We start from the raw sequence: 14925 nt of genomic DNA, 5'->3' as shown, positions 1-14925 counted from the left end.
GTTGTTTAAAAAACTATTTGCCAGTAGAATTCCCTCCTTCTTTCATCATCTCCGAAGCCCGATGAATGGCTTGGCGAATGCGTGGATAGGTGCCACAACGACAAATATTACCCGACATTGCAGAATCAATATCTTCATCCGTTGGACTTGATTTTTCTTTTAATAATGCCACCGCCGACATAATTTGCCCCGATTGACAATAACCGCACTGCGGAACTTGGGCTTCAATCCAAGCTTTTTGAACAGCGTGGTCGGTATTAGCAGAAATTCCTTCAATCGTGGTGATTTTATTGGTTGATTTCAACGTTGAAATGGGAGTTGAACATGACCGAATCGGCTGACCGTCGAGATGCACCGTACAAGCACCACAAAGCGCCATTCCACAACCAAATTTTGTGCCTTTCAAGCCAACGTAGTCACGAATTACCCACAAAAGTGGTGTGTCTGAATCAGCGTCAACGTTGTATTTTTTTCCGTTTACGGTAAGATTATACTTTGCCATGATATTGTCAGATTTTAATTTCTAATCGTTTGTTTATCAGTTAGTTAATTTATTTTATAAAATTAAAAAAATATTAATATAATTTTTTACTTTATCTGAAAAAAGAATCAAATATCTACAAATTTACCACAAAAGTTTTTACATTCGTTTCAACATCAGTTAATATTAAAAATGATACAAACACTCAGAAAAATTGGGAATTCAAACGGCGTATTGATTCCTAAAACGATGTTAATAACTTGTGGCATTACAGATGAAGTTGAAATGGAAGTTTTGGGCGATTCACTCATGCTGCGTTCAACTAAAAAGAAAGCTCGTGATGGTTGCTTGCGAACAAGTATGCAAAACCTTATGAGAAATGTTTAAATATTAACCTCACCATTCAGGCGTAACCCCTCCACGCACCCTTGAATTCAAGGCCAAACGAATGGCAAATTGGGTATTTACCAAACCATTATTTGCCTTTGGAATTCCAAGATTATTATAATTAAAAACTGCCTCTACTCGCAAAATTCGAGCAATTCCGTCAATTCCATAACCAAATTCTATGTTGTGAACGTTGTTTTTTGCGGTGTATAAATAATTAGCAAAAAACTCTTCTCTGATACCCAATCGTCTGATGGGAAGTAATTGCGTTAAAGCAAATTTCCGCAAGCCCACCATTGTCATAATGTCAATGTACGAACCATTGGTGGAATAAAAGTATTGGTCAATCAATTTCTTACTCACTCCCCAAACATAATTATCGTAAAAACCAACCAAGCGATGCGTTGTGAGAGCATCACCAATGGAAACCATGTTATTATTTCCATTAAAATGCTTGAAATCGGCAAAGGTCATATTATTGGCACTAATAAAAGTTCCTACTTGAGCAATGTAGTTGAAGTTGGTGTTTATACTCAGCGGAAAATTGTGCGTAATTCCCAGTTCAATCGTATGGAAATCCATTTGAGAACCAAATACATTTGGAATTGCTCCCCGATATTTGAACGTAATCAAGGGCGATGAAGCAAAATCAACCGAGCGAATATTATTCCGATATTGTTTTTTCAAAAATGGTCGGTAATTGATTTGAAAACTGGCAATAAAAGCATCATTCGTTTTAAATTCAGTAGCGCCAATTTCTTGATTTTTAGGGAAATTAGGGATATAGTCAGCGTTCCCAAAGTCAACCCAAGAATGGTCGATAGTATTTTGCAAGGGATATCTTCTTGCCCATTCTAAGGAAGTTTTTATACCAAAAGTATTTGAAAAACGGTCGTTGAAACTGATATTGATAAAATCTTTTTCGTAAATTTTAACGTAATTCTTTTTCAACAATAAGGTTGAAAGCGAGTTCAAATCGAAGGCAATTGGTGTATCTACGTTGTATTGCGAAACAAATTTTCCACCCGAAATGCTAAAATCCTCCTTCTGCGTTTTCCAACGTATTTTCACCATGCCCATTGAACGCTTTTGCGTTAAGGAATAGCGCCAAGTTGGGTCAATTTCCCACCAATCATACCGATTTTTGCGGTACCTAAATATCGTTCCCGTATTGAAAACGTAGCCTTCAACGGTATTATAATTGAAATCTAAAAGGGGAGCTTTGTAATAAATTTCGTACGGATAATACCCTCTTTCGGTACTTCCCCAAAAATACGACCGACTAAAAAGAATGCTTCCAACCCCAAATTTCTGATTGGCTTGTCGGTACGTTGAGAATTCATCGGGTTGAGAAGGAAGGGTATTTTTATTCTTTCCTGAAATGGGTAAATCTGGCGTAAATATTTGAAAATCAGATGATTGTTTTACTTCATTCCAATAATTAGTTACTCGTTCATCGGCCACCGATAAGACATTTATTTTGTCATAACGCTTTAAACCCGAAGCAATATTGGCATCACTCCACTGATTTCTGAGGTTTGTTCCCAAAGCCGACATCACTTGCTTGAATTGTTGTACTTCAAAGTTTCGTTCTTGTACATTGATAATTTCATAAAACTCACTTTCAGCAGGACGTACGAGTTTTGTAGACTCTTCTGGCTTGATGGTTTGATAATTCCAAACCTTAGCGAGATATTGATACCCACCATCAAAACCCATTAAACTTCCAGATGTTTTGATATTAAATTTTTCGGGTAACCATTGATTAAAATGCGCCCCAAAATCAATAACTATTTGATAATCAATGGCATAATTCCTTATCGAAAGATTTATTTGTTGAATTGAATAATCATCAGCCGTTAATGAAATAGTTCCATTGAAAACTTTTTCATCATTATTATTTTTAGAAATTACCCTGATTTGATAAATTTTCACCCCTTGCAACTCAACCGTATTGGTTAACACAAATTCATAATAATTAAATGCTTTTGGGGAAAGGGGAGAAATGGCACCAGTGCCTAAAATGGACTTATAAAAGTTGGGGTTTACTAATTTATCGGGACGTACTTCGGCATGATAATTATTTCTAATCGCCTGGTAATCAAACTGGTATTCATTTGAATTATTAACCGAAAATTTTGCAAAAGATTCTGATTGATAAGTTAGCCCTTCTTCAATTCCCTCGTTTACCAAAAGAGATTTCCAGATATTTGGCACTCTCGTCCACTTACCCGAATTCTGAATAAAGGTTTCTGCCGTATAATTTGCATAAGATTTATCGTGTGCTGGGGCAGCTTCAATAGCTCTTTGAATAATATTTTTCACCGAAATAGAGTCCACAGATTTACCACTAAAAGCCTGTGAATCAGAGGTATAAAGCAAAAAAAAGGATACTGTAAAGTTTAATAAAAGTCTTTGAAGCATTTGAATTGTTCTGTTTCTGGATTGAAGTATTTAGGCAGGTAAGTATGAGCGTATAAAATTACGCACAAACTTTGAGAGTATTAATTTGAAATCATTAAATATTCATAGTTCTACTGTGAATTATACGAAAAATAATTCTAATAATTTTCTAATATATCCATACAAACCAGAATATCTTTTTAAGTGTTACCTTAGCGTAAATTTTCTTTAATTATTTATCCCCTAATATATGCAATTCACTCAGTTAAGCCTTATTGTCAAGAAACTAACCGAGTTTTACGGAAGTAAAATTGATAATTTCACGCAACATACTGCCTTTTCAGACGCAAAAAAATACACCTCTGGAGAACTCAATATGTTTATTAGTGATTTAATTCAAACTGCCCGAAAACAAAATTTTCTCCTTGTCGAAAAGTATATCTCAAAAGAAAAATTCCCGCAATTACTCAAAAATATTGAACATCCCATTCTATTTTTTGAGGGTGAAAACGTCATCGTTGCTGGACATAAACTCAAGGATAAAAAACCTTTCTTTTATCAAGTAAATGAGGGTAATTATGCTGAAGAAATTTCAGAAAATACTGATTTTAATCCTCAAGTAATTTCCCATCATTCTGATACTTCTCAGAATGGTAAAATTAGATTTCTGACCGTATATCCACTCGAAAATATTAACGTAAGTAACGAACCCGAACATTTAAGTCCTTTGAAGCGACTTTTCAGAATGCTTCGCCCTGAACGCAAAGATATTGGCTATATTTATATTTATGCCATCGTTATTGGTATCATCAGTTTATCCTTACCACTTGGTATTCAAGCAATTATTGGTTTAGTATCGGGTGGTTTGGCGTTTAGTTCGGTCTATGTTCTGATTGGCGTAGTAATTATGGGCGTGATCATTTCGGGTATCATGCAGATCTATCAATTGACTTTGGTGGAGGTATTACAACGAAGGGTTTTTACGAAAGCGGCTTTTGAGTTTACGTATAGGATTCCACGGGTGAAATCCGAAGCACTTTTAGGTTCGTATGCCCCCGAATTAATGAACCGTTTTTTCGATATTGTTAATATTCAGAAGGCACTGCCAAAGGTGTTGATTGATATGACTGCGGCAGTTATTCAAATCCTTTTTGGGGTACTTTTATTATCACTTTATCACCCTTATTTCATTGCATTCGGCTTTATCACCGTCACAATCGTAACCATTGTGATATATTATAATGCTCCAAGAGGCATGGAAACGAGTTTGTCGGAATCAAAATACAAATATAAAGTTGCCCAATGGTTGGAAGATATTGCCCGAACTTTATACGCTTTCAAGTCAGCAGGTTCGACCAATATGCCCATGCAAAAAATGGATTATTTGGTGAATAATTACTTAAAATACCGAGCCAGACATTATAAAGTTTTGGTAAATCTCTACGGAAATGCCGTCTTTTTCAAGGCTTTTATCACGGGTTTATTGTTGATTTTAGGAACAAGCTTGGTTATTGACCGTCAAATCTCTTTGGGACAATTTGTGGCTTCCGAAATTATTATTGTCTTGGTGGTCAATTCCGTAGAAAAACTTATTTCTGGTACTGAAACAGTCTTTGACTTATTGACGGCGATTGAAAAAATGGGTCACGTTACGGATTTACCACTCGAAAGACAAACAGGTTTAGCCGTTAATTTTCACGAAGAGAATCATGGATTGGACATCAAAATTCAGAATTTGAGCTATCGATATGCCGATGGGAATAAGAAGGTTTTGAATAATGTAAGTCTTGAGATAAAACCCAATGAAAGTGTTTGCATTACGGGAACAAATGGCTCAGGAAAAGAAACTTTATTGAAAATTTTATCGGCAATATTTACTGATTTTGAAGGTTCAATTTCTTATAACAATTTATCAATCAAGGATATACAGTTAGATTCAATCCGAGATGCGATTGAAAGAAGCTTGGCAACAGATTTGATTTTTGACGGAACAATGCTGGATAATATCGTAATGGGGAGGGCAGGAATTTCGCTTGCCGACGTTCAATGGGCCTTAAAAAATCTTCGCATGAACGAAAATATTGCTGAACTTGACGAAGGAATGGGAACTCAAATGATTGCGGGTGGCAAGCGCTTCTCGGAGAGTTTTGTCGCCAAAATTTCGGTGGCTCGTTGCGTAGTTGAAAAACCTAAATTGCTGATGATTAATGATATTTACCAAGAATTACACAGGTCAGAACGCATGAGTGCGATTGCTTTTTTAACCGATAAATCAAACCCCTGGACTCTTCTCACTATCTCAAACGACCCGATGATTATGGCTGCCTGCGACCGTGTAATTGTGTTGAACGAAGGCGTAATTGTGTTGGATGGAAATTATAAAGAATTAATCAAAAATCCTGATTTTCAAGAGGTTATGGATTAATTTTCGTTCTTCGATTTTCGTAATTCGAATTACGAAAGTCTCACATCGAATAACGAAAACCGAACATCAAACATCGAAAACCGAACATCAAAATTATGCTAAACATATCTAATAGAAGTGTAGCCAAGCAAATCAATGAAAATTTTGATTTACACTCACTAAAAACCTTACATACGCCCCGTTCTGCCGTGATTTTGACTCGGTGGTTATTGGTAATTCTCATTGTTTTATTGGCAACTTTATTTCTGCCTTGGCAACAAAATGTAAATGGCAAAGGTGAAGTTTCCGCCCTAACGCCCAAAGATAGACCCCAAAATATTCAAAATATTATTTCGGGGAAAATTGAAAAATGGCTCGTGCGTGAAGGTGATTTGGTGAAGAAAGGCGATACGTTAATGGTTATTTCTGAGATGAAAGATGAGTATTTCGACCCAAGATATCCACAGCGTTTACAGGAACAATTATTAGCCAAACAAGATGCCATCAAAAGCTATCAATTAAAGATTCAATCACTTGATAATCAAATAGTTGCTTTGCAAGAAAACAATAAATTTAGTCTTCAAAAAGCTCGGAATAAAGTAAAGCAAGGGTACGCCAAAGTAACAGCAGATAGCACCGATGTTTTGGCGGAACAGGTGCAAGTAAATATTGCCAAAACTCGTAATGACCGAGGCGAAGACCAATACAATAATGGCGGATTAGTGTCCTTAAGTGAAGTGGAATCGAGAAGATTAAAATTGCAAGAAGTGAGGGCAAAATTAGTTTCCAATCAGAATAAATTGGCGATTTCGAGACAGGAATTAATTAACGCAAAAATTGAGTTAAGTTCGATTGATGCGGAATATGCCGAGAAAATTGCAAAGGCACAATCTGACCGAAGTTCAGCGTTTTCTTCGTTGGCGGCGGGTGAATATGAATTATCGCAATTACAAAATAAAATCACCAATGTGGACATTCGCCGAGGGCAATATTTTGTGAGAGCGCCCCAAGAAGGATACATCGTAAAAGCTTTAAAAATGGGTTTGGGTGAGACTATTAAAGAAGGTGAATCTATTGCAACTTTACAACCTTTCGCTCCCGAAATGGCCGTTGAAATGACCGTGAGAGCCATGGATGTGCCTCTGATTGAGCCTGGCCGTGAAGTTAGAATGCAGTTTGAAGGTTGGCCTTCACTGGTTTTTTCGGGTTGGCCTTCTACCTCCGTGGGTACTTTTGGGGGAATCGTGAAAGTGATTGACCGAGTAGATAATGGCAAAGGCGAATACCGACTTTTAATTACACCAAAAATAAAAAAAGGCGAGCAAGTTTGGCCCAAACAACTGCGCATGGGTTCGGGCGTGGTGGGTTGGGTAATGCTCGAAGATGTGCCAGTTTGGTACGAAATCTGGCGACAACTCAATGCTTTTCCTCCTACTTTGAAGAAAGAACCAAAGGCGGTTTTGAAAGAAAAATAGTTTTCGGTAGACAGTTTTTGGTTAGCAGTAAGCGTAAGTCAGTCGCTTACCAGTTGAAACAAAACATAAACACTTCATAATGAGTCGATTTACAAAAAAGTATGCAATAAAAGGATTATCAATAAAGGCTTTATTTTTATTGATAACATCCACTATTTCCACCACTGCCCAAACCACTTTTGGCTACGAAGATTTCAAGAATTTAGTCCTCAAAAATCATCCAACAGTCAAGCAAGCAAATCTTTTTCCACGGGATGCCGAGGCGGAAATTATGCAAGCCAGAGGAGCTTTTGACCCAAAACTCACCTCCTATTTCGACCGAAAAGTTTTCAAAGGAGCTGATTATTACAATCGTTGGGATAATATCTTGAAAATTCCCACTTGGTCGGGCGTGGATTTCAAATTAGGATACGAAAGAAATACGGGTAAATATTTATTGCCAGAAGAATCTCCTGAATTAATTGTGGTAGGTTTGAGCGTTCCAATCGGACAAGGATTAGTGATTGATGCCCGACGCAACACCTTAAAACAAGCAAAATTGGGCAGAAATTATGCCGAAGCTGAACGCCAAAAATTGATAAATTCTACCATTTATTATGCTGCTAAAAGCTATTGGGATTGGTGGTTTTCGTACCAACAATTACAATTAATTCGAGAAGGATACGACCTGGCAGACAAGCGCTTTATCGCTACTCGTGAGCGTGCAAGAGTGGGCGAACAGGCAACGATTGATTCAGTTGAAGCAAAAATCACTTTGCAAGACCGTGAAGTAGCGCTACAACAAGCCAATATTGACCTGCAAAATAATCGTTTGGCATTGTCCAATTATCTGTGGTCGACCAATGAAATTCCGCTTGAATTACCCGAAGATGCATCGCCGCCAATAGCAGGAATTCGCCGAATTGACGAGACTACTTTATTAGCATTAGTCAATCAAGCAAAATTACAACACCCTGAAATTCAAAAAATTAATGTTAAAATTGACCAATTGCAGATAGAAGAACGGTTTAGAAAAGAAATGTTAAAGCCTGTTTTTAATGCCAATTTTAATTTCATTGCGGATGGTTTTGCGAACAAGCCAATTTACGATAACAAGAACTCTTTTTCGTTAGATAATCATAAATTAGGCTTTGAATTTGCCATGCCTTTATTCTTGAGAAAAGAACGGGGTAAACTTCAACAAATCAGAATCAAGCAACAGTCAACGGGTTTTGAACTCAATTTAACTCGTCGTGAAATTTTAAATGATGTTTATGCAGCCTATAATGACGTTCGGAACTATGAGAAACAATTAAAAGTTCAAGAAGATGCCACTCGAAACCAAGAGATTTTGGTTCGGGCAGAACAACGCAAATTTGATATCGGCGAAAGTACCTTATTTTTGATTAATACCCGTGAAAGTAAATTGATTGAAATGCGAACAAAAGTCGAATCGTTGAAGAGCAAATACGAAAAAGCATTGGCAAATTTGGCCTATATGGCAGGTTTGACGGAACTTTTGTAATGATTTGTGGAGGAGAAGGGTTAAATTTGTAAGACTAATGAAAGGAATATAGATTGGAAGAATGAAATATAATCCGTGTCAAATCCCAATTCCATTGCGGGTTCAATCTGTATTCCATTTTTACTAAATATCTTATCGAAACAGAAAATAAATATTCCCTCTCCGAAGCCGAAAGAACCTTCGTCAAAAATCATCAAAATGCTGAGATTACAGCCTTACTTTTACAGGCTAAAAAATATCCCAAACTCAATATTCCTGATTTAGTTTTACAAATAAAAGCTCGTCAAAAAGCGAAGTTAAAATTGCCAGAATGGTTTGAAAATGAGAATGTTATCTTTCCCAAAATGCTTTCTGTCGAGCAATGTTCTTCTGAAATTACGGCAAAATTCAAAGAAAATTTAGTATTTGGCGAAACCCTAATCGACCTCACAGGCGGCATGGGCGTAGACGTTGCGTACATGAGCAAAAACTTCAAAAAAGCCCTTTATTTTGAACAAAATACTGATTTACTGAACATTACAAAATACAATTTTGAGCAATTAGGCATTAAACGTGTAGAATTTGTGGAAGGAAATTCAGTGGAAAAATTATCTACGAGACTCCTATCTAATTCTAATCAAAATTCATGGATTTATCTCGACCCACATCGCCGGGATGATACGGGAATCAAAGTGGTACGACTGCAAGATTGCGAACCTAATATCTTAGCAATCAAGGATTTATTATTTGAATATACAGACAATATTCTCCTAAAAGCCTCCCCGATGTTGGATATTGATTTAGCCATTTTGGATTTAGGAAATGTTTCTCAGGTGTATGTAGTAGCGGTGGACAATGAAGTCAAGGAAGTTTTATTTCATTTAAGTAAAAACAATTTAAATGAGGTAATTCTAAATGCTGTCAATCTAACAAAACAGCATTCAAAACCTCTATCTTTCACCAAATTACAAGAGAAAAATGCAAGTATAAAATTAAGTGCGCCCAAACAATATTTATACGAGCCAAATGCGGCCATCATGAAGACAGGAGGATTTAGGTTTGTAGCACAACACTTTGATTTACAGAAGATTGCACCGCATAGTCATCTTTATACTTCGGAAAAATTAGTCGAAAATTTCCAAGGAAGAACATTTAAAATTATTGCCGTTTGTAAGTTAGATAAGAAAGAAATATCAAAGCATTTATGGGAGAATAAAGCCAATATTACCATCAGAAATTTCCCGTTGACGGTGCAACAAATTCGGGATAAATTGAAATTATCGGACGGCGGAAGTGAGTATCTTTTTGCCACTACGGATGCTCAAAATCAGAAGATTGTGATTGTTTGTAGGAAATTATAATTCACATTAACCGCTGTCAGGGAGTGCGAGTCCAAAACCCTGATAGCGGCTAAAAACCCTGTCAGCGGTTATATCTTTGAGTATTTTTTTTCAACCAAAAACCCACCCAAAATTCCCACCAAATAAGCCACTAAATCAGTCCACAGAAATCCAAATCCCAAAATCCATCCTCCCATACGGTTTTGACGAATCTTATCAATCCAAGGAGCATGATATAATTGGGAAAATTCTATCAAAAAACAAAAAAATAAAGCATCCCAAAATGCCTTCAAAGATTGACTTAGAAAGAGAAATTTAAACCCAAAATATATCATCATTGCCCATAACGAATCGCCCACGTAAAGTTTCATAAATTCATTGCCATACGTGCGAGTTGCTAAGCCAATTGGAATCATCAAAAAGGCCATTAGTAAGAATTTTAGCCTATTTTTCATACTGGGGCATAATTTTCTTGATTAAATAATATAGCGGTAATCCTCCCAAAAACAAGCCAATCGCCGTGGGTAAATTATCGGCATTACTGTACAACGAAGCGGCCGCAACAAGGGTATAAGTAACAATAAAAATGGCTGGAAAAAGCACTTTCCCAAAGCCAATGGTATAAAGATTTTCTGATGTTTTGAGTAGTTTTTTACGTAAAATAAAAATCGTAAAGGCCGAAGTTATCATGCCAATTGAGTCACAAAACATCACATAATTCAGTAATTCTTTGAAAGAATCGGCGAAAAATAGTATTAGAATCAAGAAACTGGCATAAACCGTCAAAGCAATTTCTTGGACTTGTGTTTTATCGTTTTGTTTGCTAAAAAACTTGGGCAAAACGCCATCTTCAGCCATCGCATAATACACCCGTGGATTCGTCAGCATCGAAGAGTTTACAAAAGTTAAAACGGAAATAAACAGCAAAACCGAGGTAACTCTCGAGCCTGTTTCACCAAAAAACACCTTTGCCAAATCAGAAATCAAAGAAGTTGAATTGGCAATTCCATCAATTCCTAAAACGCTGTAATACGCATAATTTATCGCCAGATACAGAAACATCACAATGCCACATCCAATAAAAATGCCTCTGGGTGTATTTTTAGAAGGATTGTCAATATCCGTTCCAAAATTTATCGTTTGTTGATAACCACCATACGTAAAGAAAATAGAAATAAAACTGAGTGCCAAGGCTTTGAAATAATCTGAATATTCCCAAGTAGAACTGAGGAGCGTATTTGCGGGTTTTGGCGTCGTATGATTTCCAAAAATTGTCAAAATCAGAAGTCCCATCAATACGATTTTTATCATCGAAAGCACATTCTGCGTTTTGGCGGACAGGCGGATTCCTACGAAATTAATGGCGTATAAAATTACAATTGTGGCGATGGAAGTAATCTTAATTCCCAAAGGATTTTGCAGCGATTCGGGCATCAAAATCGGGTTGATATATTCCGCACCAACCATTGCCACGATGGAAACCGCTCCCGCATTGGAAATCACAATCATCCAGTTGACCATAAAAGCAAAAGCAGGGTGATAACAATAGGAGAAAATTTTGTAAAAACCACCTTTTACGGCATAACGAGAACCAATTTCTGCGTAGGTGAGGCCTCCCAAATAACTGATAATTCCTCCTAAAATCCACGCTAAAAAGAAAATGAAAGGGATTTGGGCAGTTTTGGCCACTTCAACTGGATTTCTAAAAATTCCCATGCCGATAATCAGACTTATCACGAGCATGACAGTATCAAACAGATTAAGTTTATTTTTGTAGTTCATATTTTGGTTTGGGGTCTTTATTGTGGATTGATGATGAGGTAACTATTTTAAAAAATTCTCCTACTGTAAATTAGAAATTAGCCATCAGAAATCATAAATTTGATGGAAATAAATTATCATTTATGAGATAAAATACCCTTTAAAATTTTAAAAATGAGCCGAATAAACCGTCTCTCCGCAATCCTCATTCAACTTCAATCAAAACGAATCGTAAAAGCCCAAGAAATTGCGGAACGTTTTGAGATTTCCCTTCGCACGGTCTATCGTGATGTCCGTTCTTTGGAACAGGCGGGCGTTCCCGTGGTGGGTGAAGCGGGTGTGGGTTATTGGCTCATGGATGGATACCGACTCCCGCCCGTGATGTTCACGAAGGAAGAAGCTACTGCATTTTTGATGGCGGAGAAATTAATTACAAAACTCACCGATAACACCACTGACCAACATTTCAAGTCGGCCATGTATAAGGTAAAAGCAGTTCTTAAAACCACTGAAAAGGATTTTTTGGAAGATATTGAGAAGCGAATCGAAATAATTGGTCATCCAAGTGTTGTTCATTCAAAACTCCAACATGATATTTTACAGGTAGTTTTGAGAAGTATTTCCGAGAAAAGGGTGTTGAATTTACAATATTTTTCTCGCAACGAAGAACAAAGTTCCGAACGCTATATCGAACCCATCGGCATTTGTTACATTAGTAATCATTGGCATTTAATCGCTTTTTGTCAACTCCGCAACGATTATCGAGATTTTCGAATTGATAGAATTGTTGAATTATTGCCCACCCACAAGCTCTTTCGGGGCAATACTCATCCTTCTTTACAAAACTATTTAAAGCAGATAGAAACCCAACAAAAAATGGTTTCGATAAAAATTAAGGTTCATAAATCTGTTTTGAAACATATTCAAGAACAGAAATATTATTATGGTTTTATCAATCAGGAAGAAGCTGATTATGAACAATTTACGGTAGATTTCTTAACCTCTTCCATCGAAGGTTTCGCCCGTTGGATATTGATGTTTAGTGATTTTGTGGAGATTATTTCTCCCCAAGAATTGAGCGAAAGAGTGAAATTTTTGATTGAGAATTTGTATAGAAAGTATGTGAATTAATTTGGTCGGGCGACTGTGAACGAATGCGATTCGTCCTTACTGAACCCATCAATTTCCCAAACCCTGCTGACATACTGTTGTCACTCCATGTTGGTAGTTTTACAGAAAAACACAAAACCCATGTCAAATCATTCAGAATCAGCTTTTAATGTTATCGGAATCAGTGTTAGAACTAATAATAACGTTGGCGGAAAGGATATAGGAAACCTTTGGGCAAAATTTATGAGCGAAGATATTTTCGAGAAAATCCCTAACAAAAGCTCCTACGATGTTTACGGAATTTATACCGATTACGAAAGCGACTACACAGGCGATTATACCGCCATCGTCGGTTGTCATGTCAGTACATTAGACGAAATTCCAGCGGGGATGGTTGGCAAAATTATCCCTGCCAGTAATTACGAAATCTTTGCGGCTAAAGGGAAAATGCCCGAATGTGTGTATGGAAAATGGACGGAAATTTGGGAGAATAAAGAATTAGAACGCACCTATTCGACTGATTTTGAAGTATATGGTACAAAATCTCACAATCCCATGGAAGCAGAAATAGATATTTTTATCTCCGTTAAATAGGTATGGCACACGGGTTTTAGGGATTGGACACGGATATAAATGTATTTTATTCCGCTATTTCATTAAAATCCGTGTCTAATCCAAATTCCATTGTGGGTTTATCCGTGTGCCATCAATTACTCAAAACAGACTCGTCTGATAATTCCCTAAAACCTTTGCTTCATGCGCTAAAAGCCATTTTTTTCTCCATAAATCTCCTCCGTAACCCACCAAAGAACCATTAGAGCCAATCACTCGGTGGCAAGGAACAATGATGTTGAATTTATTACTTCCGTTGGTCGTTCCCACGGCTCTGATGGCTTTTTCATTGCCAATTCTTCGAGATAATTCTAAATATGAAATCGTTTTCCCATAAGGAATTGTTTCTAATTTTCCCCAAACCAATTTCTGAAAATCGGTACCTACGTGTTGAATTTTAAGGTCAAATTCTTTGCGAGTACCCGCAAAATATTCGGAGATTTGTTGGTTATATTGGTTAATAATTTCAGGCACAAAATCCGTCTCAACTTTACGTGGACTTGGTTTTTTCTGCGCTTCCACAAATAAAATAGAAGTCAAATAATCTTCGGTAGCAGAGATTTCTAATTCCCCCAAAGGCGAATTGATATATTTTGTATAAATTGTTGATTCCATAAAAATACGGATTCGGAAATCCGTGGTACATTTCTCGCAATTTGCAGAATTTTTAACAGATTTCAATTCCGTAACTTACGAAAGTTAATAAAATCTTCTGATAAATTAGACCACGGATTACCCCGCAATGGAATTGAGATTTAACAAATTTACAAGGATAAAAATTTAAAAAAAATCTGTGTAAATCTGTATAATCTATGGTCTAATTCGCACTACAATTTTCAAATTATGACCTATAAAATCCTTATCCCAAAAAACTTTTCTTTCCAAGAATGCCTTTGGTTTTTAGACCGTAATTACGCTGATTGTCTTCTCGAATTACGACCCCATTCGGTCAGGAAAGTAATTTTAATGCGTGAAGAGCCTACTTTGAGTGAAATAACTGAAAGTGATCATCATCTAGTCATCAACTTTCATCAATTTCAAAAATTGGGAAACTTATAGACTGCGACATAACTTTTCAGAATTAAAGTTCAATAATGTGGTTTAACTTTCGGTAAGTTATGTCATTCTCTATATACGGTATTCTATTTATGGCAAACTTTAGCGGTGAAGAAATGATATTCAATGAATAAAAAGCGTTCCCTAGCTTTTATAACATTCCTATTGTTCGCTATTCGATGTTAGATATTCTGAAAGAAACCCGATTATCAAATATTTATGCCTAATAAAAAACCCTGCTTAATTTATATTGTTTACTAAATGCAGAAAGCATAGAAAAGAGAAATAAATCTCATTTTTCTAGCACCACAAAGTTTTTATTAAGAAACATCTAGTAAAGAGAATCAGTATTTTACGGTCTGGCATTGTTTTTTGGTAATGACAATAAACAGAAACCAGTATCTTTGTCGATA

General features: G+C 36.5%; 12 protein-coding genes. 7 read left to right on the top strand and 5 right to left on the bottom strand.

Features of this window, described 5'->3' with window-relative positions:
* Positions 1-13: 13 nt before the first annotated feature.
* Positions 14-502: a (2Fe-2S)-binding protein gene (locus AC1W31_RS18350; RefSeq protein WP_481735946.1), complete on the bottom strand. Its 489-nt coding sequence runs from the start codon at positions 500-502 to the stop codon at positions 14-16.
* 171 nt (positions 503-673) lie between these two features.
* Between AC1W31_RS18350 and AC1W31_RS18345 the strand changes: the two genes are divergently transcribed.
* A complete protein-coding gene (locus AC1W31_RS18345) occupies positions 674-868 on the top strand; it encodes an AbrB/MazE/SpoVT family DNA-binding domain-containing protein (RefSeq protein WP_481735945.1) in 195 nt (64 codons plus the stop codon).
* A gap of 9 nt (positions 869-877) precedes the next feature.
* On the opposite strand, the gene AC1W31_RS18340 is transcribed toward AC1W31_RS18345, so the two are convergent.
* Positions 878-3292 (bottom strand): DUF5686 family protein, encoded by a 2415-nt coding sequence (locus AC1W31_RS18340; protein ID WP_481735944.1) that lies wholly within the window; start codon positions 3290-3292, stop codon positions 878-880.
* Between the two features lie 229 nt (positions 3293-3521).
* Between AC1W31_RS18340 and AC1W31_RS18335 the strand changes: the two genes are divergently transcribed.
* The 4 genes from AC1W31_RS18335 (at position 3522) to AC1W31_RS18320 (ending at position 9994) form a co-directional block, all read left to right on the top strand.
* A complete protein-coding gene (locus tag AC1W31_RS18335) occupies positions 3522-5696 on the top strand; it encodes a peptidase domain-containing ABC transporter (protein ID WP_481735943.1) in 2175 nt (724 codons plus the stop codon).
* 95 nt (positions 5697-5791) lie between these two features.
* Positions 5792-7150 carry an HlyD family secretion protein gene (locus AC1W31_RS18330; protein WP_481735942.1) on the top strand — a complete coding sequence of 453 codons (1359 nt, stop codon included), beginning with the start codon at positions 5792-5794 and terminating at the stop codon, positions 7148-7150.
* A 79-nt stretch (positions 7151-7229) separates the two neighbouring features.
* Positions 7230-8654 carry a TolC family protein gene (locus AC1W31_RS18325; RefSeq protein ID WP_481735941.1) on the top strand — a complete coding sequence of 475 codons (1425 nt, stop codon included), beginning with the start codon at positions 7230-7232 and terminating at the stop codon, positions 8652-8654.
* A gap of 344 nt (positions 8655-8998) precedes the next feature.
* Entirely contained in the window at positions 8999-9994 is a 996-nt protein-coding gene (locus AC1W31_RS18320) for a THUMP-like domain-containing protein (RefSeq protein WP_481735940.1), read from the top strand.
* A 68-nt stretch (positions 9995-10062) separates the two neighbouring features.
* On the opposite strand, the gene AC1W31_RS18315 is transcribed toward AC1W31_RS18320, so the two are convergent.
* Positions 10063-10428, bottom strand: coding sequence for a ribosomal maturation YjgA family protein (locus AC1W31_RS18315; protein ID WP_481735939.1), 366 nt, complete (start codon positions 10426-10428; stop codon positions 10063-10065).
* Positions 10418-11755 (bottom strand): APC family permease, encoded by a 1338-nt coding sequence (locus tag AC1W31_RS18310; RefSeq protein WP_481735938.1) that lies wholly within the window; start codon positions 11753-11755, stop codon positions 10418-10420. Before AC1W31_RS18310 ends, AC1W31_RS18315 begins: the two co-directional genes overlap by 11 nt.
* Before the next feature lie 153 nt (positions 11756-11908).
* Between AC1W31_RS18310 and AC1W31_RS18305 the strand changes: the two genes are divergently transcribed.
* Both AC1W31_RS18305 and AC1W31_RS18300 read left to right on the top strand, forming a co-directional pair.
* On the top strand, positions 11909-12865 hold the full coding sequence (locus AC1W31_RS18305; protein ID WP_481735937.1) for a helix-turn-helix transcriptional regulator: 957 nt from the start codon (positions 11909-11911) through the stop codon (positions 12863-12865).
* Positions 12866-12985: 120 nt separating this feature from the next.
* Complete coding sequence (locus tag AC1W31_RS18300; protein ID WP_481735936.1) at positions 12986-13438, top strand: GyrI-like domain-containing protein; 453 nt, start codon at positions 12986-12988, stop codon at positions 13436-13438.
* 120 nt (positions 13439-13558) lie between these two features.
* On the opposite strand, the gene AC1W31_RS18295 is transcribed toward AC1W31_RS18300, so the two are convergent.
* Positions 13559-14071 (bottom strand): methylated-DNA--[protein]-cysteine S-methyltransferase, encoded by a 513-nt coding sequence (locus tag AC1W31_RS18295; RefSeq protein ID WP_481735935.1) that lies wholly within the window; start codon positions 14069-14071, stop codon positions 13559-13561.
* Positions 14072-14925: the final 854 nt, after the last annotated feature.

This window comes from Arcicella sp., from assembly GCF_964672035.1.
Note: the sequence above shows the minus strand (reverse complement) of the source record. Positions and strands in the feature narration are given on the sequence as shown.